Below are 22,816 nucleotides of genomic sequence, written 5' to 3' on the forward strand. Positions count from 1 at the left end.
ACGCGTAATGCAATCCAGACGGACCTTCATGTGCGGATGCCTCGGGGCGTTTGCTGCATGTTCCCTGTTTCCCGGCGTGTCCAACGCCAAGATGATCGACTTGCTGCCGCCGTCCGATCCGGCCGACGGCAAGACGTTTCGCGTGATCTGCCTGCACGACGTGCGCGACAACCTGATGGCGTCGTTCTCGTCGCCGTCGGCCATCATCGACCCGTTCGCGGTCGATACCGGCACGCTGACCGCGATCTTCTCGTGGCTGCAGACCAACAACTACCACACGATCACGGTCAAGCAGATCGAGGAGTCGCGGCGCGGCGGCAAGCCGCTGCCGCCGCGCGCGGTGCTGCTCACGTTCGACGACGGCTTCCGCAGCCACTACACGAAGGTGCTGCCGCTGCTCGAGCGCTTCAAGTATCCGGCGGTGATGGGCCTCGTCACCGCATGGATCGACACGCCGCCCGATACGCCGATCCGCATCAGCGACAAGGTTCAGGTGCCGCGCGACTACTTCCTGTCGTGGGACGAGGTGAAGAAGCTCGGCCAGTCGGAATTCGTCGAGCTCGGCTGCCACACCCACAATCTCCACCACGGTGCGGTCGCGAATCCGCAGGGCAACGAATTGCCGGCGACCACGTCGCATCTCTACCTGCAAGACCAGAAACGCTATGAAACGGACGCCGAATTTCACGCACGCGTGCACAACGACCTGCAGACTTGCATGCGGCAGATCCATGAACGCACGGGCATCGTCCCACGCTCGATGGTGTGGCCATACGGCGCGGAAAATCAGCCCGTGCGCCAGATATCGACAGCGCTCGGCATGAACGTCCAGTTCAGCCTCGACGCCGGCCCCAATACGCCGGACGTGCCGATGGACCGGCTGAGGCGGATCCTGCTGATGTACGACGTGGACATCGGCGGATTCGAACGCTCGATGCGCGAGCCGGCGTCCAACCGCGGCGACGTCGACGTGCCCGAGCGCATCGTGCAGGTCGATCTCGACCAGGTCTACGATCCCGATCCCGCGCGGCAGGAAGCGAATCTCGGCAAGCTGATCGAGCGCATCTACCGGATGCAGCCGAAATCGGTGTACCTGCAGGCGTACGCGGACCCGAAGGGCACCGGCGTGGCCGAAGCCGTGTATTTCCCGAACCGGCACCTGCCGATGCGCGCCGATCTGTTCTCGCGCGCCGCGTGGCAGCTGAACACGCGCGCCAACGTGCAGGTGTACGCATGGATGCCGGTGCTCGCGTTCCGGCCGCCGCCCGACAAGCTGCGCGGGCTTCAGGCCGTGACCGCCTACGGCGGCGCGCCGGCCCGCGAGAACGGCTCGCGCGTGTTCCGGCTGAGCCCGTTCGACCCGGACGCGCGGCTGATGATTCAGCAGGTCTACGAGGATATGAGCAAGCACGCGTCGTTCAGCGGGATCCTGTTCGGCGACGACGCCGTACTCGACGACTACGAGGACGCGGGCAAGCACGCGCAGCGCGTGTATTCGCAGTGGGGGCTGCCGTCCGACGTCGGCAAGATCCGCGAGAACCCCGAGCTGATGAAGCGCTGGACGCGCCAGAAGTCGCGCTATCTGATCGACATGACGAAGCAGCTCGAGCAGATCGTGCTCGCGCACCAGAACGTAGGCGACGTGCTGACCGCGCGCAACATCTTCGCGATGCCGGTGCTGAAGCCGGAATCGGAAGCGTGGTTCGCGCAGAACTACGACGATTTCCTCGCCACGTACGACTACGTCGCGCTGATGGCGATGCCGTACATGGAGCAGGCGAAGGATCCGCAAGGCTGGCTGGACCAGCTCGTGCAGGCCGTCCGCGCGAAGCAGCGCGGGCTGCAGCGCACCGTGTTCGAGCTGCAGTCGTACGACTGGCATGCGCAGAAGCAGGTGCCGGCCAGCACGCTGCTGTCTCAGATGCGGCGGCTGCGCAGCGAAGGCGCGGTGAATTTCGGCTACTACCCCGACAACTTCCTGAACGGCCAGCCCGAGCTCGACGCGATGCGCGACGTGATGTCGCTGAAGTCCCGCCTCGATCCCACCTCCATCAACGCGCTGATGCAAATGCAACATCCGAAGGGAACCAAAACACCATGAACTCCCACAGTCTCATCCAGCGCGTGCAGGACTTCGTCTTCTACTATCCGTTCTTCATGTCGTATCTGTGGATGATCGGCGGCGTCGTGCATTACTTCCTGCTCGAGGAGGGTCGCGTATTGTCGACGCGCACGATCGCGTCGAGCGGAATTCCGAAGGTTTCCATCGTCGTGCCGTGCTTCAACGAGGCGTCGAATGCGCGCAGCGTGATCCGTCACCTGAATGCGATGGACTACCCGAACTACGACATCATCGCCGTGAACGACGGCAGCAAGGACCGCACCGGCGAGATCCTGAACGAGCTGGCCGTCGAGATCCCGCGCCTGCTCGTGATCCATCACGCGCGCAACGAAGGCAAGGCGGTCGGGCTCACGACGGCGGCCGCCGTATCGAATGCGGAGTACCTGCTCTGCATCGACGGCGACGCGCTGCTCGCGCACGACGCGATCGGCTGGATGCTCGAGCATTTCCTGACCGATCCGGGCGTCGGCGCGGTCACGGGCAATCCGCGGATCCGCACGCGCACGTCGCTGCTCGGGCGCATGCAGGTCGGCGAATTCTCGTCGATCGTCGGGCTGATCAAACGCACGCAGCAGGTGTACGGCCGCATCTTCACGGTGTCCGGCGTGATCACGATGTTCCGCAAGACCGCGCTCGCCGACGTCGGCTACTGGAGCTCGGACATGCTGACCGAGGACATCGACATCAGCTGGAAGCTGCAGTGCCGCGACTGGCGCGTCGTCTACGAGCCGCACGCGCTCAGCTGGATCCTGATGCCCGAGACGATGAAGGGGCTCTACCGGCAGCGGCTGCGCTGGTCGAAGGGCGGCATCCAGGTGCTGCTCAAGTATGCGGGCACGCTGATGCGGCCCACGCAGATGATGATGTGGCCGCTGTTCGTCGAGTACCTGATCGGTATCGCATGGGCGTACGCGATGTCGTTCATCCTGCTGCTCGCGGTGGTCGACGTCTTCTATCCGCTTCCGCCGAGCTGGCATGTGTCCGTGGTGCCGCACTGGCACGGGATGCTGCTGGTCGCGACCTGCATCCTGCAGCTGATCATCGGCAGCATGATCGATCGTCGTTACGACGAGAAACTCCTGATGTACTTCCTTGACACCATCTGGTACCCCGTGGCGTTCTGGTTGATCACCATGATCACCACCGTCGTGGCCCTGCCCGCCGTCGTATTGCGGGGCCGCGGCAAGCGCGCCGTGTGGGTCAGTCCCGACCGAGGCATTCAACATGAAGAACGCGCCGATTATTGACCTTTCCCTGCGCGCACCGCGCGACATGATTGCCGAACGCGGCAACATAGTCGGCCCCGTGCTGGTTGCGTGGTTCCGCCTCGTGCGGCCTGCGCTGGTCGGGGGCGTCTGGGCATCGATCTGCATCTACACGTACCGCTATTTGCTGCCATTCAACGAGGCCGAGATGCCGATCGAGCAGATCGTGTTCTACGTGACCAGCATCGCGCTGATCGCCGGCACGATCGTCACATGGCTGATCGCGGGGCGCGTCGTGCATCCGTTCGCGTACCGGCTGCGCGTGTCGAAGATGCTGCGGCGCTCGGCCAGCGTGAAGGTGCGCTCGATGCCGCCCACCGCGCTCGCCGGCGACCGCCGGCGCGGCACGCGACGCACGACGCGCATTCTCGTCGCGTCGCACGACGCGAACGGCTCGATCTCGGGCATCGAATGGATCGCGCATGCGGAGCCGCAGCCGCGCGAGTGAATGCCGGAGACGTGCAGCGCCGCGCGCGCCGGACGCCGCGGCGCCGCAGCGCTCCTCATATCGTGCTGGCGCGCGCCGCGTGCCAGCCGCAAAAACTTCCTGGAGACGAGGTGAATCATGTGCGGAATCGTCGGAGCAAGCGGCCTGAAGAATCAGGTGCCGCAACTGGTCAATGCGCTGAGCCGGCTCGAGTATCGCGGCTACGATTCGTGCGGCATCGCCGTGCTGCGTGACGGGCATTTGCGCAGCGAACGCACGCTGCGGCGCGTGGCGGACCTGCAGGATCGCGTGCTGACGCTCGGTCTCGAAGGTCAGACGTGCATCGCGCACACGCGCTGGGCGACGCACGGCGCGCCGTCCGAAATGAACGCGCACCCGATCGTGTCGGGCGACACGATCGCGGTCGTGCACAACGGAATCATCGAAAACCATGACGAATTGCGCGCCGAACTGCGGCAACGCGGCTACACGTTCCGCGGCGAAACCGACACCGAGGTGATCGCGCACCTGATCCACAGCGTATATCGCGACGATCTGTTCGATGCGGTCGTGCGCGCGGTCAAGCGGCTGCACGGCGCCTATGCGATCGCCGTGCTGAGCGCGCGCGAACCCCAACGGCTGGTCGCCGCGCGCGCCGGCTCGCCGCTCGTGATCGGCATCGGCGCGGACCAGAACTATCTGGCGTCCGACTGCGCGGCGCTCGGCGACCTGACCGACCGCTTCGTCTATCTCGAGGACGGCGACGTCGCGCTGATCACGCCGGAGCGCATCGACGTGGTCGATTCGGTCGGCGCCGAAGCGAGGCGGCCGCTGTGCGAGGTCAAGGCGCGCGCCGACGATGCAGCACTCGGCCCGTACCAGCATTTCATGCAGAAGGAAATCTTCGAGCAGCCGAAGGCGATCGCGGCCACGATCGACGGCATCGACACGATCTCGCCCGCGCTGTTCGGCGGCAGCGACAGCGCACGCGCGTTGCTGTCGCGGACGAGAAGCGTGCTGCTGCTCGGCTGCGGCACCAGCTACTACGCGGGCCTGACCGCGAAATACTGGCTCGAGAGCATCGCGGGCATCCCCGCGCAGGTCGAGATCGCCAGCGAATACCGCTACCGCGATACCGTCCCCGATCCGCGCACGCTGGTGGTCGGCATCTCGCAGTCCGGCGAGACCGCCGACACGATCGGCGCGATCGAGCGCGCGCGCGGGATGGGCCAGGATCTGTCGATGGCGATCTGCAACGTGGCGACCAGCTCGATCGCGCGCGCCGCACCGCTGTGTTTCCTCACGCGCGCCGGCATCGAGCTCGGCGTCGCATCGACCAAGGCGTTCACGACGCAGCTCGTCGCGCTGTTCCTGCTGACGCTGACGCTCGCGCAGCAGCGCGGCCGGCTCGACGCCGCGCAGGTCGCGACGCACCTGAAGAAGCTGCACGAACTGCCGGACCGCATCGGCCACGCGCTCGCGCTCGAAACGCAAATCATGGGTTGGGCCACGAAGTTCGCGCGCACCGAGAACGCGCTGTTCCTCGGCCGCGGCATTCACTACCCGATCGCGCTGGAAGGCGCGCTGAAGCTCAAGGAAGTGTCGTACATCCACGCGGAAGGCTATCCGGCCGGCGAACTGAAGCACGGACCGCTCGCGCTGGTCACGAGCGCGATGCCGGTCGTCACGATCGCGCCGGACGATCGCCTGTTCCAGAAGCTGAAATCGAACATGGCGGAGGTGCGCGCGCGCGGCGGACGGCTGTACGTGCTCGCGGGCCATCAGCTCGAGATCGACGCCGATCGCGACACGCACCTGATCCGCGTGCGCGAATCGGGCGACGTGCTGTCGCCGATCGTCAACGTGATCGCGCTGCAGTTGCTGGCCTATCACGTCGGCTGCGCGCGCGGCGCCGACGTCGACAAGCCGCGTAACCTCGCGAAATCGGTCACGGTCGAATGACGACGCTGCCAGTCCGGTTGCCGGGTGCGGTGCGATCGCACCCGGCGTTGCGCGCGGCGACGCGGCTCGCCGCGGCCGCGATCTTCGGCGCCGGTTACGGCGCGGGCTGCATCGCGGCGCCCGCCGGCGCACCGGTTGTGCACACGGTCACGATCGACGCGCCCGCCGAGCCGGCCGCCGGCGACAAGGACACCGGCGATCCGCGCCGCTTCATGCACGGCGTCGGCGTGGCCGATGCCGGCGACGGCAAGCGCTGGGTGTTCTTCAGCAGCGCGGGGCTGCCGCCGCGCGGCGCGACGCGCAACGGCAGCTGGTCGCACGACGTGTACGTGGGCGAATGGCAGCCCGGCAAACCGCAGCTGACGAACGTGCGCACGTTCATCAGCCGGCCGGAGGCGCAGGAGCCCGTGTCGATCGCGCAGAACGGGCGCGGCGACATCTTCGTCACGTTCGAGGACGGCTGGAACACGTCGCAGGAAGTCAGCCAGCGATACGGCGTCTATCGGCGCAACTTGAAGCCGATCAAGCCGTATCCGCGCGACGTCGAAGCGGGCGGCCATTCGGGGCACGTCGCCGCCGCGGGCGAGCGCTTCGTCGTGTTCTACTCCGCCGACTGGGTCGACGGCGGCGGCGTCGACAATCTCGGCAGCGGCAACGGCGTGTACGTAAAAACCTACGATTCGGCCGGACGCGTGCTGAATCATGTGCCGGTCGCCGCGCATCGCCGCGAATGGTGGCCGATCGTCGCGGGCTCGCCGCGCCGTGCGTTGCTGGTCTGGCAGAAATACATCGAAGGCAGCACGGACGCGACGCTCGAATATGCGATGTTCGATCCGTTCACCGCGAAGCTCGACAAGCTCGGGGCGCTGAGCGACGCGATCCAGTACTACGTGTATTCGTCCGCATACGTGCCCGCGGTCGACCGCTTCATCGTCGTCACGACGACCGCGGACAACCGCGGCGTCGCGATGCTGATCGGCCCCGACGGCCGCCGCATCGCCACGCTCGACTGCCTGCCGCCATCGGTGCGCGAATCGGGAATCGGCGTCGATGGCGCGCACGCATACGTGCCGACTCGCGACGGGCGGCTGCTGACGCTGACGCTGACGGCCACGGCCATGTCGGTCACGGGTGCGCAGCGTTCGCCGGTTCCGTGGGGCTCGACCGGCATCGCCGCGTTTCCGGCACGCGGCGGCACGATGCATGTCGTGTCGCTGACGCCGACCGGCACGCGCGAAGCCGATTTCGACACGACGCGCGAAGCGCCTTTGCCGAAGACCGAAGTGCAGTGCCAGAGCCATTGACGTCGGCTCATGGCGCGCGGGATCGGCGTGAGCAGTTCATGCCGATGTGACGCCGCGCGGATCGCGCAATGCGATCGTGTCTGCGTCGGGCTGTCGGGCTGTCCGCATGCTGTCATGCTGTCATGCTGTCATGCCGGCCTGACTGCCTTCTGCCCGCATGCCCGCCTACCCGCCTACCCGCCTGACTGCCTGACTGCCTGACCGCCTGACCGCCGGGCACGGGCGCCCGGCCGTGGTCTGCTCCGATCCGCGCCGTTACGCCTGCACCGCGCCGAAGTCGCCAGCGCCGCGCGTACCGGATAGACTGTCGCCCGATTCCTTCGACCGGCCGCGGCGCCCCCCGCCCGCGAGCGCCCTCGCCCCCTTTCACGGAGAACGGATGCTGAAGCGCCAGTGGTTTTCGCTGTTGCTGCTGATGGTGTGCCTGATCGCGACGCGCGCGTCCGCGCACGGCACACTCGAACTCGAAACCGACGGTACGCGGCGCGTGCTGACGCGGCAGACGCTGCTCGCGCGCGCCGACGCGACGGACATCCACGTGCCGCGCGACATCGCGTACGGCCGGCCGATGACGTTCCGCGCGGTGCCGTTCGCGGCGCTGCTCGGCGACACGCCGCTGCCGGCCGACGGCGTGCTGGAGACGCGCGCGGCCGACGGTTTCGCCGCGCAACTGCCGCTCGATCTCGCGCGCCGCCGCGCGCCGGCCGGCGCCGTTGCGTGGCTCGCGATCGAGGATCCGGCGCACCCGTGGCCCGCGCTGCCGGGTAAATCGGTCAGCGCGGGGCCGTTCTATCTCGTGTGGACCGGGCCGGACGCGTCGTCGGTGCGCGGCGAGCAGTGGCCGTACCAGATCGTGCGCATCACGGTCGAATCGTCGCCGCTCGCGCGCTGGCCGTCGCTCGCGGTCGATCCGTCGCTGCCGGCGAACGACCCGGCCCGCGCGGGCCAGCGGCTCTTCGTCACGCAATGCCTTGCATGCCACCGCATCGACGGCGCGGGCAGCAGCCAGGCCGGGCCGGACCTGAACACGCCGATGAATCCGGTCGACTACTTCCAGCCCGGCGCGCTGCGCCGCTACATCCGCAACCCGGCGTCGGTGCGCGACTGGCCGGGCCGCGTGATGCCGGCATTCCCGCCCGATCAGCTGAGCGACCGGGAACTCGAACAGATCGTCGCTTACCTCGCGTACGTCGCGCGGCGCAAGACCGGCAAGTAAGCCGCGGCCGTCACGCGCCGGGTTCCTGCGCGCTTTGCAACACCGCGCGCAGCAGCACGTCGGCGCCGGCCGTCGACCATTCCGGCGTGATCGCCTCGGCTTCGTTGTGGCTGAGACCGTCGACGCACGGCACGAAGATCATGCCGGTCGGCGCGACGCGCGCGACGTAGCACGCGTCGTGGCCCGCGCCGGACACGATGTCCATGTGCGACAGCCCGAGCGCCTGCGCGGCGTCGCGCACCGTGTCGATGCAGCGCGGCGCGAACGGCACCGGCGCATACGTGAAGATCTGTTCGATCCGCGCGCCGAGACCCGCGTCGGCCGCCACGCGCGCCAGTTCCGCGCGCAGCGCCGCATCGAGTTCGTCGAGCACCGCGTCGTCCGGATGACGGAATTCGACCGTGAAGAAGCAGTTGCCGGGCACCGTGTTGCGCGAATTCGGCCGCGCGTCGATCATCCCGACCGTCGCGCGCGCATGCGGCGCATGACGGCGGCCGAGCGCATCGACGAACTGGATCATCCGCGCGGCGCCGACCAGCGTGTCGCGCCGGAATTCCATCGGCGTCGTGCCCGCGTGCGCGTCGACGCCGGTCAACGTCACCTCGTACCAGCGCTGCCCCTGCCCGGCCGTCACGACACCGATCGTCTTGCCCGCGCGTTCGAGAATCGCGCCCTGTTCGATGTGCAGCTCGTACGCGGCGTGCACGGGATAGCCGCCGACGGGCTCGGTGCCCGCATAGCCGATCCGCGCGAGTTCCTCGCCGATCGTCTTGCCGGCGCCATCGGTGCGCGACAGCCCGTATGCGAGCGAATACACGCCCGAGAACACGCCGGCCGAGATCATCGCCGGCGCGAAGCGCGAGCCTTCCTCGTTGGTCCAGATCACGACGTCGATCGGACGCTCGGTCTCGATGCCCGCATCGTTGAGCGCGCGCACGACCTCGAGGCCGCCGAGCACGCCGTAGATGCCGTCGTAGCGGCCGCCGGTCGGCTGCGAATCGGCGTGCGAGCCCGTCATCACCGGCGCCGCGTCAGGATTGCGGCCCGCGCGGCGCGCGAACACGTTGCCCATCCGGTCGATCCGCACGGCGCAGCCGGCATCGCGCGCCCACTGCACGAACAGGTCGCGCGATTCGCGGTCGAGGTCGGTCAGCGCGAGACGGCAGACCCCGCCCTTCGGCGTCGCGCCAATCTGCGCCATCCGCTCGAGCGACGCCCACAGACGTGCACCGTCGACGCGCGGCGCGCCAGCGAGATCGTCACGCATTGCCGGCCTCCGGCGCGTCGTCGCGCGGCGCGGCGCGCAGCGCATAGCGGAAATCGCAGCGCTTGCCGCCCTGCATGATCGTGCTCGTGCGCGTCAACGCGATGCGCGGGTCGTAACCCTCGATGAAGTAGCTGTCGCGCGCGCAACTCAGCAAATGGCCGATCTCGCCGAGCCCCATCGCGTGATACATCTCCGCGTAGCTGCAACGGTGCACGTCGTAGTCGTAGTGCGCGTCGTCCGCGCGATGCACGGCGACGTCGAGCGCGTCGTCCTTCTCCCACAGCACCTGCAGCGCGATGAACGACTGCACGCTCGTGCCGTCGGGCTCCTGCGCGGCGAACGTGCGGCCCGCGTCGACGGCCGCGCCGCGCACGGCTTCCGCGATCACGGCCTGCGCACGCTCGGTGCCGAATTCGCGCTTCATGATCTCGTAGATCGGCTTGATGATTTCCGCTTCGATGCGGCGCCGCGCGAGGATGCCGAGGCGCGTGTCCTCGGGTGCCGCGGCGGATTCGTGAATCGTGTCGGTCATGGGGTGTCTCCGCGTTATCTGGTTGCGGTGCGCGCGCCGCCGAGCACGTCGACGACCGTCCACTTGCCGCCGCGCACCTGGTAGATCGTGAATGCCGGATCCTTCAGGTTGCCTTCGCCGTCGAACGCGACCCTGCCCGTGACGCCCGGCCGGTCGGTGGCGCGCACCGCTGCCACCAGCTTCGCCGGCTGCGTCGTGCCGGCCTTCTGCGCGGCGGCGATCAGCGTGGCGGCCGCGTCGTACGCGAACGGCGCGTGCAGTTCGATCGGCGAGTGGAAGCGCGCGCGGTATTGCGCATCGAACGCGTTGCCGCCCGGCATCCGGTCGAGCGGCAGGCCCGGCTCGAGCGCGGTCACGCCGTCGCCGTCCTTGCCGGCGATCGACAGGAAGGTCTGGCTCACGAAACCGCCGGCGCCGAGCAGCGGCGCGTTCACGCCGAGCTGCCGCATGCGGCGCGCGATCGGCGCGGCCTGCGCATCCAGCCCGCCGAAGAACACGAGATCCGCGCGCTTGCCCTTGATCGCGGTCAGCACGCCGCTGAAGTCGGTCGTCTTGTCGTTTACGTACTGGCGATCGACGATCGTGCCGCCGTTCGCCTGCACACCCTTGATGAACTGATCGGCGAGCCCCGCGCCGAACGACGTGCGATCGTCGATCACGGCGATGCGCTTCGCCTTCAGCGTCTTCACCGCATAGGCGCCGGTGAAATTGCCGCCCGCATCGTCGTGCCCCATGATCCGGAACGCCGTCGCGTAGCCCTGCTGCGTGTACTGATGACCGGTGGACGCCGGCGCGATCTGCGGAATGCCCGCATCGCGGTAGACGCGCGACGCCGGCACGCTGCAACCCGTGTTCCAGTGACCGACGACGCCGATCACGTGCTGGTCGACGAGCTGCTGCGCGACCGCGACGGCCGTGCGCGGATCGGATTGGTCGTCGGCCGCGACGAGCTTGTAGACGACCGGCTTGCCGCCGATGCTCGGATGCTTCGCGTTCGCATCGTCGATCGCGAGTTGCGCGCCGTTTTGCAGGTCTTTGCCGATCCGTGCAGACGGACCGGTGAGCGGCGCGGCGAGACCGATCAGGATCGTCTGCGGCGCGGACTGCGCGAAGGCGGGAACGGCGGCGATCAGCGTGGCCGCGGAGAACGCGAGGCTGGCGGGAAGGAAAGCGATTTTCATGTGCGGGGATCGGTTGGCTCGAATCAAAACATGAAAAATATTAAAGATTCATCACCTGCAGTCCAAATACCCAATTGTTGGATGCTTATGCGATTCGCGACACAATATCGTAAACGCCTGTAAATACGCGATATTTTCATGTTGTCGCTTACCCTGATTTTTCGATAAAATTCGACACATGAAAAATATCGAACAGTTGCCGCACGATCCGCCGCTGCGCGCCGTCCGCGCGTTCGAGGCATTCGCGCGCCTCGGATCGGTCACCGCGGCCGCGCACGAGCTCGACATCACGCCGTCCGCGGTCAGCCATCAGCTGCAATTGCTGGAAGCGTTCATCCAGACGCCGCTCACGGTGCGGGAAGGCCGGCTGCTCGCGCTCACGGACGAGGGGCGCGACTACTACCGCTCGATCAGCGCCGCGTTCTCCGTGCTGCGCAGCGCGACGCGCTTCGTGCGCGACCGGTCGTCGCTGCGGCAGATCACGATCAGCCTGATCCCGCTGCTCGGCATCGGCTGGTTCATTCCGCGGCTGCACGCGTTCCTCGCCGAGAACACCGACGTCGACGTGACCGTGTTGTATGCGCATCACCGCAACTACCGAAGCGACGCGTCGGACCTGTCGATCCGCTTCGGCACCGGCGACTGGCCCGGCTACCGCTGCGAGCGGCTGCTGCCGGGCGCGATGGTGCCGATGTGCAGCCCGTCGTTCCTGAAGCGTCACGGGCCGTTCCGCACGCCGGCCGATCTCGCGCACGCGCCGCTCGTGCACGACGAGGATCGCAGCACGTGGGTCAACTGGCTGCATGGCGCCGGCGTGCGGCACGTGTCGCATGCGGTGGGGCCGATGTTCGAGGACGGCCAGCTGACGCTGAGCGCGGCGCGCGCGGACCTCGGCGCGGCGCTGCTGCGCGCGCCGCTGGTCGAGCGCGAACTGGCGAACGGCGAACTCGTGCAGCTGTTCGACCATGCGCTCGACGACGGACGCGATTACTACCTGTGCACGCGCGAGGATGCAGACATGCCGGACGGCGCCAGACGCCTGGCCGAATGGCTGAGGCGGATGGCCGCTTGAGCCGCGGCCCCGGTCGCGGCCCGACGGCGCTCTCCGACGCTGCACCCGCCAGCCTGCGCCCATGCGTTGCGCCGGCGCGCAGATGCATCTGCGCGCAACGGCCCCACTCCGCCACATCGCGCTTCCCCGCGTTGACCGCCGCGACGCGCGCGCCACATCGTGCGGCGTGGTCACGCACGCGCGTCACGGGCCGGAAGTCGCGCGGCCCCGCCGGAACAGGGGCCGGAAGCAGATAGAAATTTCCGATGCCGCGGATTAAAACAAGCAATTTCACAAACCGAGGGTGAACCCGGATACTGGGAACACTTCATCAACACCCCAGCAAAAGGAACTCGCAAGATGCCGATCATCAACACCCAGATCAAACCGTTCAAGGCAACCGCATACCACAACGGCGACTTCGTGCCCGTGACCGAAGAGAACTTCAAAGGCAAGTGGTCCGTCGTCGTGTTCTACCCGGCCGACTTCACGTTCGTCTGCCCGACCGAGCTCGGCGACCTCGCCGACCGCTACGACGAATTCCAGAAGCTGGGCGTCGAAATCTACGGCGTGTCGACCGATACGCACTTCACGCACAAGGCCTGGCACGACACGTCGGACACGATCGGCAAGATCAAGTACCCGATGATCGGCGACCCGACGCTCACGCTGTCGCGCAATTTCGACGTGCTGATCGAGGAAGAAGGGATGGCGCTGCGCGGCACGTTCGTGATCAACCCGGAAGGCGAGATCAAGCTGTGCGAAATCCACGACAACGGCATCGGCCGCGACGCAGGCGAACTGCTGCGCAAGGTGCAGGCCGCGCAATACATCGCGGCGCACCCGGGTGAAGTGTGCCCGGCCAAGTGGACGCCCGGCGCGGAAACGCTGACCCCGTCGCTCGACCTGATCGGCAAGATCTGACGATCGCACCGCGCGCGCCGCACGGTGCGCGCGTGTCGCGATGCGGGCCGCCTCGCGCGGCCCGCGCCCTCCTCCGGCACGACGTGCCCGACCCGCCTCATCAATACGGAATCCGAAACGCCATGCTCGACGCCAATCTCAAGAACCAACTGAAAGCGTACCTCGAAAAGATCACGCGCCCGATCGAACTCGCCGCATCGATCGACGACAGCGCGAAGTCGCAGGAGCTGCTTGCGCTGCTGAACGAGATTGCGTCGCTGACGTCGCGCGTGACCGTGACCGAACGCCGCGACGACGCCGAGCGCAAGCCGTCGTTCTCGATCGGCGAACCGGGCAAGCCGGCCGGCATCCGCTTCGCCGGCATCCCGATGGGCCATGAATTCACGTCGCTCGTGCTCGCGCTGCTGCAGACGGGCGGCCACCCGATCAAGCTCGACGCCGACGTGATCGAACAGATCCGCGCGCTCGACGGCGACTACGCGTTCGAAACGTATTTCTCGCTGTCGTGCCAGAACTGCCCGGAAGTCGTGCAGGCGCTGAACGTGATGTCGCTGATCAACCCGCGCATCCGTCACGTCGCGATCGACGGCGCGCTGTTCCAGAACGAAGTCGACGCGCGCCAGATCATGGCCGTGCCGACCATGTTCCTGAACGGCGAGTCGTTCGGCCAGGGCCGCAGCAGCGTGAAGGAAATCCTCGCGAAGCTCGATACGGGCGCGAGCGCGCGTGCCGCGAAGTCGCTCGACAACAAGCCGGTGTTCGACACGCTGATCGTCGGCGGCGGCCCGGCCGGTGCGGCCGCCGCGATCTACTCGGCGCGCAAGGGCATCGCGACGGGCGTCGTCGCCGAGCGTTTCGGCGGCCAGGTGCTCGACACGATGGCGATCGAGAACTTCGTGTCGGTGCAGGAAACCGAAGGTCCGAAGTTCGCGACCGCGCTCGAGCAGCACGTGAAGCAGTACGACGTCGACATCATGGACGTGCAGCGCGCGGACGCGCTGATTCCGGGCGACGTGCACCAGATCCGCCTCGCGAACGGCGCGGTGCTGAAGGCAAAGACGATCATTCTCGCGACCGGCGCGCGCTGGCGCGAAATCAACGTGCCGGGCGAGCGCGAATACCGCAACCGCGGTGTCGCGTACTGCCCGCACTGCGACGGCCCGCTGTTCAAGGGCAAGCACGTCGCGGTGGTCGGCGGCGGCAACTCGGGTGTCGAGGCCGCGATCGACCTGGCCGGCATCGTGAAGGAAGTCACGCTGATCGAGTTCGGTGCGCAACTGCGCGCGGACGAAGTGCTGCAGCGCAAGCTGCGCAGCCTGCCGAACGTGACGATCGTCACGCAGGCGCAGACGACCGAGCTGACCGGCGACGGCAGCAAGCTGAACGGGCTCGTCTACAAGGATCTGCGCTCCGGTGAAACGAAGCGCGTCGACCTCGAAGGCGTGTTCGTGCAGATCGGCCTGGTGCCGAACACCGAATGGCTGAAGGGCACGGTCGAACTGTCGAAGCACGGCGAGATCGTCGTCGATGCGCGCGGTGCGACGTCGGTGCCGGGTGTGTTCGCCGCCGGCGACGTGACGACGGTGCCGTTCAAGCAGATCGTGATCGCGGTCGGCGAAGGCGCGAAGGCGTCGCTCGGCGCGTTCGATCACCTGATCCGGCAGGATGCGACGCCGGCCGCGGCCGACGCGCCGCAGGCCGAAGAAGCGATCGCCGCGTAACGCGCGACGCATCGCACAGGTTCGTCTCTCTTGGCCCCGCACGCCCTGGTCGGCGTGCGGGGTCCTTTTTCATCCGGCGACGAGAGGCACGGCGCGAGCGCGACGCCCGCGTCGTCACTGCGCGGCCGCGGGAGCGGGATTCGCCGGCGCGGGCGCCTTGAAGCTGCTCGACTGCCGGACCAGCTGATCGGTCATCGCGGCGGCAACCGAATTCGCGCCGCCCGACGTGTGCGATCGCTCGGCGCTTGGCGGCGGCACGTACTGCGGCGGCGGCAACGACGGATCGAGCTTCGCCGATTCGCGCACGAGCGCGGCGGTTTCCGGCGTTTCGGATTTCATCGCGGGCGTTGCCGCTGCGTGCCGTTCGAGCCCGTCGCGCTTGCGCGGCGCGTGCTGTGGCGGCTGATACGCGTGCTGCGTCGACGGCGTCGCCGTCGCGGTTTGCACCGGCTGGGCAGGTGGTGCAGGGGGCGCCGATTGAATGGACGGCGCGTTCGCCGGGGTCGAATCCTCGGGCTCGACCGTCACGACATGGACGGTGGGCGGCTTCGTGACCGGCTTCGCTGCCGGCGGCTGCGCGGCGATCACGGGCGCGACGGCACCGGGGGCCGGTGCCGCGCTCGGGCGCGCCAGCGCCGCGGCGGGCGGCGGCACGGCCGCGTGTTGCGGCACGGGGCCGGGCACATGCGCGGAAGGGACTGCGACGCGCGCGGGCGGTGCGATCGCGCCGTGCGCGGTGTGGCCGTCGTCGGCGGCCGCCACGGTGGCGGCCGGCGGAGCGGAATCGCCGATGCCGGCCTCCGCGATCGCGCGGTGGTCCGCACGCAGCAGCATCACGTAGCCGGTGCCTGCCGCGGCAACCAGCAATCCGCCGGCAATCATCAAGGTTTTTCGGGTACTGGTCATGCTCGCTCACCGATCTTGTCGACGTGAACAAGCCATCATACCTGCGCATCCGCGCTCGATCCCGCGCGAATACATTTGGTTGCATTGATGGCGACCCAAGGCCGGCGTGCCCGTGAAACGCCGCGCCGCCCTTTCGTCAGACGGTTCGGCTCGCTCGTGTTCGGTCTGTCAGATACAGAAGACCGCCACCGCGATCCCGCCGAACAGCGCCCACTTGACGATGTAGTACACGGTGCGATTCCATGCCTTCAGCCGCTTGCCGGCCCGGCGGATCGCATACAGATACTTGAACGCACGATTGAGCCCGCCGGTGCGGTCGCCCGTCTCGTTCGGCGACGCGGCCGCGCGCATCAGCAGTTGCCCGAACGCGTCGTTGATGCGCTGCGCCCATCGATATTTCATCGGCCGGTCGATGTCGCAGAACAGGATCACGCGATCGTGCGCGGTGCGATTCTCGGCCCAGTGCAGGTAGGTCTCGTCGAACATCACGGCCTCGCCGTCGCGCCATGCGTACGACTCGCCGTCGACGACGATCCGGCACGCGTCGTCGTTCGGCGTGTCGAGCCCGAGGTGATACCGCAGCGAACCCGCATACGGATCGCGATGCAGCCCGAGCTTGCCGCCCGGCGGCAACTGCGCGAACATCGCGGCCTTGATCGACGGAATCCGCGACAGGATCGCGACCGTGCGCGGGCACAACGCCTGCGCGGACGGATGCGGCGCGTCGTACCACTTCAGGTAGAAGCGCTTCCAGCCGTTGCGAAAGAACGAATTGAAGCCGATGTCGTTGTACTCGCCGGATGCCTTGATCCGGCTCGCGTCACGCAGCGCGAGCGCTTCGTCGCGGATGGTCCGCCATTCGCGCTGCAACGCCGCCAGTTCCGGAAAGTGCCGCGTATCGATAAACGGCGTGGTCGGCACCGACGAGAACGCGTAGGAAAAGCAGTTCAGCGGGGCGGTGAAGGTCGAGTGGTCGGATAGCTGCCTGAACAGCCGGTGCCGAACCTTGCCGCGCCGGTGCGTGTACGCGACACACGCAATGAACACGATCAACAGGACCCACCGCATCGCTCTTTCCCCCGCAAACGCTTTGCCGGAATTTTAGGTGCGGGGAAAATTTCCTGCACTGAAGCGCAGGCGGTGCGATGCGCGCGGCCGGGATGTGGCAAGCACGCGGCTGAACTCGCGCGCACACGCCGACACGCCCGCGCCGACGGGCTTTTCGGCGCCATCGGCACGCATGCGGCACGCGCGTGCGACGATTATTCCGGAAACGGCAAATCAGTTTGTCCGTCTGCGCGCATATCGAACGTGTTGAGCGTCATCGCGACGAGCGCGTAATAACCGAGCAGCGCGACGAGGTTCACGACGGTCTCGTGGCCGAAACGGGCGTGCGCGCGCGCGAACGTAGCATCGCTCACGCGCCGCGTGTCGTACAGCTCGGTGGCGAACGCATGAATCAGCGCATCGTCGTCCGACTCGAACACCGGCTCGACGCCGCGGCGGATCGCATCGGCCGTCGCGGCCGGCACGCCGGCATCGAGCGCGATCGGATGATGGATGTGCCACTCGGCCTGCGAGCGCCAGCGCGCGGCCGTCACGAGAATCGCGAGCTCCGACAGCCGCAGCGGCAAGCCCGTGCGATAGCGGCAGAACGCGCCGAGCCGCTGCGCGTGCTGCGCGAGCTCGGGGCTCGCGATCCAGCCGAGGAACGGCCCGTTCAGGTTGCCGCGCGGGCCGCTGAGGATTTCGGCGAGCACGGCCTTCTGCTCGTCGGTGGCCGACGCGGGGTCGAACGGAGGCAGTCTGTCTGTCATGGTGAGGATTCTGTAATGTCGGGGTTCAGGCGCCGGCCGATGCGAGCGCCGCATCGATCGCACCGGACAGCCGTTCGACGATCGTGTCGATCTGCTGCGCGGTGCACACGAACGGCGGCGCGACGAGGATGTGATCGCCGTGCACGCCATCGATCGTACCGCCCATCGGATACACCATCAGCCCGCGCTGCATCGCCTCGCGCTTGACCGCCGCATGCAGCTTCAGCGCGGGATCGAACGTCGCCTTGCTGGCGCGGTCGCGCACGAGTTCGACGCCGACGAACAGCCCGCGGCCGCGCACGTCGCCGACATGCGGATGCGCGGCGTAATGCGCGCGCAACGACGCACGCAACTGCTCGCCGCGCGCCTTCACGTTGTCGAGCAGCTTCTCTTCGGCGATCACGCGCTGCACTTCCAGCGCGGCCGCACACGCGGTCGCATGGCCCAGATACGTGTGGCCGTGCTGGAAGAAGCCGGAGCCGTCGACGATCGTCCGGTAGATGCGGTCGCTCACCAGCGTCGCGCCGATCGGCTGGTAGCCGGCGCCGAGCCCTTTCGCGATCGTCAGCAGGTCCGGTGCGACGTTGTCCTCGTCGCACGCGAACAGATAACCGGTTCGGCCCATCCCTGACATGATTTCGTCGAGGATCAGCAGCACGCCGTACTTGTCGCACACCGCGCGAATCTTCTGCAGGTAGGTACGCACCGGCGGCACCGCGCCGGCCGTGGCGCCGACCACCGTTTCCGCGACGAACGCCGCGACGTTTTCCGCGCCGAGTTCGGCGATCTTCTGCTCGAGTTCGTCGGCGAGCCGCTGCGCATACGCTTCGTCGGTCTCGCCTGCCGCCTGGTCGCGATACGCGTAGCACGGGCTCACGTGATGCGCTTCGATCAACAACGGCAGGAACGGCTCGCGCCGCCACGCGTTGCCGCCGATCGCGAGCGCGCCGAGCGTGTTGCCGTGATAGCTCTGGCGGCGCGCGATGAAGTGGCGGCGCTGCGGCTCGCCTTTCTCGACGAAATACTGGCGCGCGAGCTTCAGCGCGGCTTCGATCGCCTCGGATCCGCCCGATACGAAATACACGTGCTCGAGCCCGGCCGGCGCGGCCTCGACGAGCCGGTCGGCCAGTTCCTCGGCCACGTCGGTCGTGAAGAACGACGTATGCGCGTACGGCAGCTGCTGCGCCTGCCGCTTGATCGCGTCGATCACGCGCTGGTTGCTGTGGCCGAGACACGACACGGCCGCACCGCCGCACGCGTCGATATAGCGTTTGCCGGTCGAATCGATGATCTCGATGCCGTCGCCTGCGACGGCGGTGGGCAAGGTCGTGCGCGGAGCACGATGAAAAACGGTCGTCATGCGTTGCCTCATGGATCAGGACGCGCGGGGCGCGTGCGCGAACGGCACGATACGTGTCGCGAAGCGCTGCGTGCCGTGTTGATGGATCGTGAAGTCGATCGCGGTGTCGCGAATCGCGAACACCGCCGTCGCCAGCGTGTTTTCGTCGTCGGGGTCGGCCGGATCGTCGCGATAGATCGGCAGCCCTTCCGGTGCGCGATCGCCGAGCACGCGCAGCAGCACGGCTTCGTCGAGCGCGCCGATGCCCGGCGTCAGCGCATCGACGCGCCGCTGGCGATCGCCGGACGACTGCGTGACGATCTGCGCTTCCGCATCGCATCCCGGATGCACGAGATGATTCGCGTGGCCGACGACACGTGCAACGTCTAGCACCGAACAGCGCGCGACGCTCGCCTCGATGCTCAGAAGCCGCCGATCGCCGGTCGCGCCGAGCGTGTGGTGAAAGCCGCTCGCGCGCGCATGCGTGCGCAGCACGTCGGCGGCGGCATCGAGCGACGTCGCGTCGAGCACCGCGCGCGCGAGGATCATCCGCGGCACGCCGGCCGCCGGCGTGCGGATCCGCAGGTTGTTGATCGCCTGTGCGACGCCCGCGCGGTTCGCGGCGAACGTATGGCCGGGCAGCGAGCCTGGGTAATAGAAGCTGATGAAGCCGGGTTTGCCATGCGGCTGCACGTCGACGAGCAGGCAGCGCTCGCGCAGGTACGGATCGCCGTCCTCGTTGTGCGCGATCCAGCGCGTGCCGTCGGCGCCGCGTGCCGCGAGCGTCGTGCAGCCGTCCGGCGCGTTGTGGATCAGTTCGCCGCGGCAATTCCACAGGAAGATGTCGTCGGCCGGCCAGCCGACGCCTGCCGCGATTCCGTCCAGTTCCGCGACGAGCTCGGGATACGCGGCGAGTGCAGCCTGCCGCAGCGTGGCGACGAACGGATGGCCGCGCCAGCGGCGCACGGCCTGCCATGCGCTGCTCTGCTGCATGTAAGCGTCGAACACGGGGCGGGCAAGTTCGCCGAGACGCACGCCGATGTCGAACGGCGTGCCGGTGATGACGGGGGAAAGGGAAAGCGGCATGGCAGGCGATTCGGTTTCGTTCAGGACACGTGTTTCAGGAATTCCCTCAGGCGCGGCGTCGGCGGCCGGTCGATCAGGTCGACCGGATGGCCGTCCTCGGCGATGCCGCCCTGATCCATGAACAGCAACCGCGTGCCGACCTGCTTCGCGAAGCCGATCTCGTGCGTGACGACGATCATCGTCATCCCTTCGGTCGCGAGATCCTGCATCACCTTCAGCACTTCGTGGCGCAACTCCGGATCGAGCGCCGACGTCGGCTCGTCGAACAGCATCAGCCGCGGCCGGATCGCCAGCGCCCGCGCGATCGCGACGCGCTGCTGCTGGCCGCCCGACAGTTCCGACGGATAGTGATTCGCGCGCGATTCGAGGCCGACCTTGTCGAGCAGCGCCATCGCCTGATCGCGCGCGTCGGCACGCGACGCGCCACGCACCTGGATCGGCCCGAACATCACGTTCTCGAGCGCGGTCATTTGCGGGAACAGGTTGAACTGCTGGAAGACCATGCCAGCTTCGAGCCGGATGTTGCGGATCGTCGACGCGTTGCCGCGCACGCTCTGGCCGTCGACCAGCAGCTCGCCGCCGGTGATCTTCTCGAGCGCGTTGATACAGCGCAGCATCGTCGACTTGCCCGAGCCCGACGGGCCGATCACGACCACCACTTCGCCCGCGTCGATCTTCAGGTCGATATGCTTGAGCACCGGCACGTGGCCGAAGCTCTTCGACACGTTCTGGAATTCGATCATGCTCATAAGATACGCATCCTCTTTTCGACGAGCCGGAGCGTCAGCGTCATCGCGCCGGTCAGCAGCAGGTAGATGATGGCCACCGCCGTCCAGATCTCGACGGCCTGGAAATTGCCGGCAATGATTTCCTGCCCCTTGCGCGTCAGCTCGCCCACGCCGATCACGATGAACAGCGACGTGTCCTTCAGGCTCACGATGCACTGGTTGCCGAGCGGCGGGATCAGCCGCCGGAACGCGAGCGGCCCGACCACCTTCAGCAGCACGCGCGGCATCGACAGGCCCATCGCGAGCCCCGCTTCCGTCAGCCCCTTCGGGATCGACAGCAGCGCGCCGCGCACGACTTCCGCGAGATACGCGCCCGAATTCACCGTGATCGCGATGATCGCGGCCGTCAGGCCGTCGATGCGGATATGCGCGAGCAGCGGCAGCGCGAAGTACAGGAACATCACCTGCACGACGATCGGCGTTCCGCGGATCAGTTCAATATAAACCTGTGCGAGCACGTTCATCGCCTTCGGTCCATATGCGCGGAACATGCCCGCGATCATCCCGACGACGAATCCGCCCACCAGCCCGAAAAATGCGATGAACACCGTCAACCGGACCCCGTCCATCAGGTCCGGCAGCGCCGCCCAGATCGCCGACCAATCGAAATTCACGTGTTGCTCCCCGTTCGATTCAAGACCGGCGCGGCCGCCCGGCCGCGCCACGTTGTGCCGTCACGCTCACATCTTCGGCGGCTCGGCGCCGAACCACTTCTTGTAGATCTGCGCGTAGCGGCCGTCGGCCTTGATCTTCACGAGCGACGCATTGACCTTCGGCACGAGCGCACTGCCCTTCGGAAAGCCGATCCCGTACTTGTCGCCGCTGACCGGCTCGCCCGCGACCTTCACCTTGCCCTTGCCTTCGTTGTTCACGAAGAACAGCACGTTCGGCGTGTCGTGCATCGCCGCGTCGACGCGGCCGGCCTCGAGCGCGAGGTACGCCTGGTCGATGTTCGGGAACTGGCGGATTTCCTTCGGCTTCAGGTGTGCCTTGATCCAGTCGATCGTCGCGGTGCCCGTTTTCGCGGCGATGACCTTGCCGTTCAGGTCGTCGATCGACTTGATCGACGTATTGCCGGACTGCACCATCGCCGCAAGCCCGCTGTCGTAATACGGCGCGGAGAAGTCGATCGCCTTCTTCCGCTCTTCCTTGATCGTCATCCCCGACAGCGCGACGTCGATGTTCTGCGTCTGCAGTGCAGGAATCAGGCCCGCGAAGTCCATCGGCTGGATCGTGTACTTCCAGCCCTGATCCTTCGCGATCTCGGCCCACAGGTCGAGATCGAAGCCGACGTACTTGTCGCCCTGCTTGAACTCGAACGGCATGAACGACGTATCGGTCCCGACGACGAGCGTCTTGGTGTCCGCGTGGGCGATGCTGGCGCCGAGCGCGGCAGTGACCGCGACGGCTTTCAGGAAGGAACGGCGACTCATGACTTTTCTCCGCATGGTTGAGCGATGTAACCGGCCGGCTGGCCGGGGAACGACGACATCAAGCCGCACCGCAACATGCGATGTCCAATTAGACCTTAGTGCAACAAGTGTTGTCAACACGGATACTACGACAACAAAAAAATACTCAACAAGAAAATGCATCGAGACAAACCCGGCCCGGCACGCGGGGTTTGGTCGGAGGAAAAGGCACGGGAGACGGCAGTAAGGGGCGGCGGGTCAGGACTCGCCGTTGCGGGCGCGAAGCGCGAATGCGCGATGATCCGATGAGCGCGAGCGCTGCCGGGCAGTGCTCGTGCGTCACCATCGCGATCCGAAAATCGGGATGGCAAATGTGGGCCGTGCAGAACGAGCGGGCGCTTGGCGCTGTTGCTGTTGCTGTTGCTGTTGCTGTTGCTGTCGCTGTCGCTGTTGCTGTCGCTGTTGGCGGCACCGGCGCTGGGGCTGCGGTAGCGAC

General features: G+C 67.3%; 20 protein-coding genes. 9 read left to right on the forward strand and 11 right to left on the reverse strand.

The features are described from left to right. The first annotated feature begins 7 nt into the window (after window positions 1-7). The 6 genes from pgaB (at window position 8) to BSE24067_RS17205 (ending at window position 8,296) form a co-directional block, all read left to right on the forward strand. Complete coding sequence (gene pgaB, locus BSE24067_RS17180) at window positions 8-2,101, forward strand: poly-beta-1,6-N-acetyl-D-glucosamine N-deacetylase PgaB (RefSeq protein WP_151065215.1); 2,094 nt, start codon at window positions 8-10, stop codon at window positions 2,099-2,101. Next, window positions 2,098-3,369 carry a poly-beta-1,6-N-acetyl-D-glucosamine synthase gene (gene pgaC / locus BSE24067_RS17185; RefSeq protein ID WP_151065216.1) on the forward strand — a complete coding sequence of 424 codons (1,272 nt, stop codon included), beginning with the start codon at window positions 2,098-2,100 and terminating at the stop codon, window positions 3,367-3,369. Before pgaB ends, pgaC begins: the two co-directional genes overlap by 4 nt. Then, the gene (locus BSE24067_RS17190; RefSeq protein ID WP_151065217.1) at window positions 3,347-3,835 is read left to right on the forward strand and encodes a Biofilm PGA synthesis auxiliary protein PgaD; all 489 of its coding nucleotides are present in this window, start codon (window positions 3,347-3,349) and stop codon (window positions 3,833-3,835) included. The genes pgaC and BSE24067_RS17190 overlap by 23 nt, the downstream gene beginning before the upstream one ends. A gap of 117 nt (window positions 3,836-3,952) precedes the next feature. Continuing rightward, window positions 3,953-5,776 carry a glutamine--fructose-6-phosphate transaminase (isomerizing) gene (gene glmS, locus BSE24067_RS17195; RefSeq protein ID WP_151065218.1) on the forward strand — a complete coding sequence of 608 codons (1,824 nt, stop codon included), beginning with the start codon at window positions 3,953-3,955 and terminating at the stop codon, window positions 5,774-5,776. Beyond that, window positions 5,773-7,080, forward strand: a complete 1,308-nt coding sequence (locus tag BSE24067_RS17200; protein WP_151065219.1) for a hypothetical protein — start codon at window positions 5,773-5,775, stop codon at window positions 7,078-7,080. The genes glmS and BSE24067_RS17200 overlap by 4 nt, the downstream gene beginning before the upstream one ends. Before the next feature lie 379 nt (window positions 7,081-7,459). Then, entirely contained in the window at window positions 7,460-8,296 is an 837-nt protein-coding gene (locus BSE24067_RS17205; RefSeq protein ID WP_151065220.1) for a c-type cytochrome, read from the forward strand. Between the two features lie 10 nt (window positions 8,297-8,306). On the opposite strand, the gene BSE24067_RS17210 is transcribed toward BSE24067_RS17205, so the two are convergent. From BSE24067_RS17210 to BSE24067_RS17220, 3 genes are read right to left on the reverse strand one after another with little or no spacing between them, the layout of a single operon-like run. Continuing rightward, window positions 8,307-9,563, reverse strand: a complete 1,257-nt coding sequence (locus tag BSE24067_RS17210; RefSeq protein WP_151065221.1) for a Zn-dependent hydrolase — start codon at window positions 9,561-9,563, stop codon at window positions 8,307-8,309. Continuing rightward, entirely contained in the window at window positions 9,556-10,095 is a 540-nt protein-coding gene (locus BSE24067_RS17215) for an L-2-amino-thiazoline-4-carboxylic acid hydrolase (RefSeq protein WP_151065222.1), read from the reverse strand. Before BSE24067_RS17215 ends, BSE24067_RS17210 begins: the two co-directional genes overlap by 8 nt. 14 nt (window positions 10,096-10,109) lie before the next feature. Further along, window positions 10,110-11,276 carry a branched-chain amino acid ABC transporter substrate-binding protein gene (locus tag BSE24067_RS17220; RefSeq protein WP_151065223.1) on the reverse strand — a complete coding sequence of 389 codons (1,167 nt, stop codon included), beginning with the start codon at window positions 11,274-11,276 and terminating at the stop codon, window positions 10,110-10,112. Window positions 11,277-11,454: 178 nt separating this feature from the next. Here BSE24067_RS17220 and BSE24067_RS17225 point away from each other — a divergent pair, with 178 nt between their 5' ends. The 3 genes from BSE24067_RS17225 to ahpF all read left to right on the forward strand — a co-directional run bounded on the left by BSE24067_RS17225 (window position 11,455) and on the right by ahpF (window position 14,972). Beyond that, window positions 11,455-12,348 (forward strand): LysR substrate-binding domain-containing protein, encoded by an 894-nt coding sequence (locus tag BSE24067_RS17225; RefSeq protein WP_151065224.1) that lies wholly within the window; start codon window positions 11,455-11,457, stop codon window positions 12,346-12,348. Window positions 12,349-12,687: 339 nt separating this feature from the next. Continuing rightward, window positions 12,688-13,251, forward strand: coding sequence for an alkyl hydroperoxide reductase subunit C (gene ahpC, locus BSE24067_RS17230; protein WP_040139575.1), 564 nt, complete (start codon window positions 12,688-12,690; stop codon window positions 13,249-13,251). Between the two features lie 122 nt (window positions 13,252-13,373). Beyond that, window positions 13,374-14,972 carry an alkyl hydroperoxide reductase subunit F gene (ahpF, locus tag BSE24067_RS17235; protein ID WP_151065225.1) on the forward strand — a complete coding sequence of 533 codons (1,599 nt, stop codon included), beginning with the start codon at window positions 13,374-13,376 and terminating at the stop codon, window positions 14,970-14,972. Between the two features lie 114 nt (window positions 14,973-15,086). On the opposite strand, the gene BSE24067_RS17240 is transcribed toward ahpF, so the two are convergent. The 8 genes from BSE24067_RS17240 to glnH all read right to left on the reverse strand — a co-directional run bounded on the left by BSE24067_RS17240 (window position 15,087) and on the right by glnH (window position 22,341). Beyond that, on the reverse strand, window positions 15,087-15,878 hold the full coding sequence (locus tag BSE24067_RS17240; RefSeq protein ID WP_174904803.1) for an extensin: 792 nt from the start codon (window positions 15,876-15,878) through the stop codon (window positions 15,087-15,089). 168 nt (window positions 15,879-16,046) lie between these two features. Then, window positions 16,047-16,946, reverse strand: coding sequence for a lipid A hydroxylase LpxO (gene lpxO, locus BSE24067_RS17245; protein ID WP_151068541.1), 900 nt, complete (start codon window positions 16,944-16,946; stop codon window positions 16,047-16,049). Between the two features lie 194 nt (window positions 16,947-17,140). Beyond that, a complete protein-coding gene (locus BSE24067_RS17250; protein ID WP_151068542.1) occupies window positions 17,141-17,695 on the reverse strand; it encodes a carboxymuconolactone decarboxylase family protein in 555 nt (184 codons plus the stop codon). A gap of 25 nt (window positions 17,696-17,720) precedes the next feature. Then, entirely contained in the window at window positions 17,721-19,055 is a 1,335-nt protein-coding gene (locus tag BSE24067_RS17255) for an aspartate aminotransferase family protein (RefSeq protein ID WP_151068543.1), read from the reverse strand. Between the two features lie 15 nt (window positions 19,056-19,070). Then, window positions 19,071-20,120 carry a C45 family autoproteolytic acyltransferase/hydrolase gene (locus tag BSE24067_RS17260; protein ID WP_151068544.1) on the reverse strand — a complete coding sequence of 350 codons (1,050 nt, stop codon included), beginning with the start codon at window positions 20,118-20,120 and terminating at the stop codon, window positions 19,071-19,073. 20 nt (window positions 20,121-20,140) lie between these two features. After that, entirely contained in the window at window positions 20,141-20,869 is a 729-nt protein-coding gene (glnQ, locus tag BSE24067_RS17265) for a glutamine ABC transporter ATP-binding protein GlnQ (RefSeq protein ID WP_170297561.1), read from the reverse strand. Continuing rightward, a complete protein-coding gene (gene glnP, locus BSE24067_RS17270) occupies window positions 20,866-21,522 on the reverse strand; it encodes a glutamine ABC transporter permease GlnP (protein WP_040139569.1) in 657 nt (218 codons plus the stop codon). Before glnP ends, glnQ begins: the two co-directional genes overlap by 4 nt. Before the next feature lie 66 nt (window positions 21,523-21,588). After that, the gene (glnH, locus tag BSE24067_RS17275) at window positions 21,589-22,341 is read right to left on the reverse strand and encodes a glutamine ABC transporter substrate-binding protein GlnH (RefSeq protein WP_151068545.1); all 753 of its coding nucleotides are present in this window, start codon (window positions 22,339-22,341) and stop codon (window positions 21,589-21,591) included. Between the last annotated feature and the right edge of the window lie 475 nt (window positions 22,342-22,816).

Source organism: Burkholderia latens (genome assembly GCF_902499045.1).
In the GTDB taxonomy this organism is placed as follows: Bacteria; Pseudomonadota; Gammaproteobacteria; order Burkholderiales; family Burkholderiaceae; genus Burkholderia; species Burkholderia latens.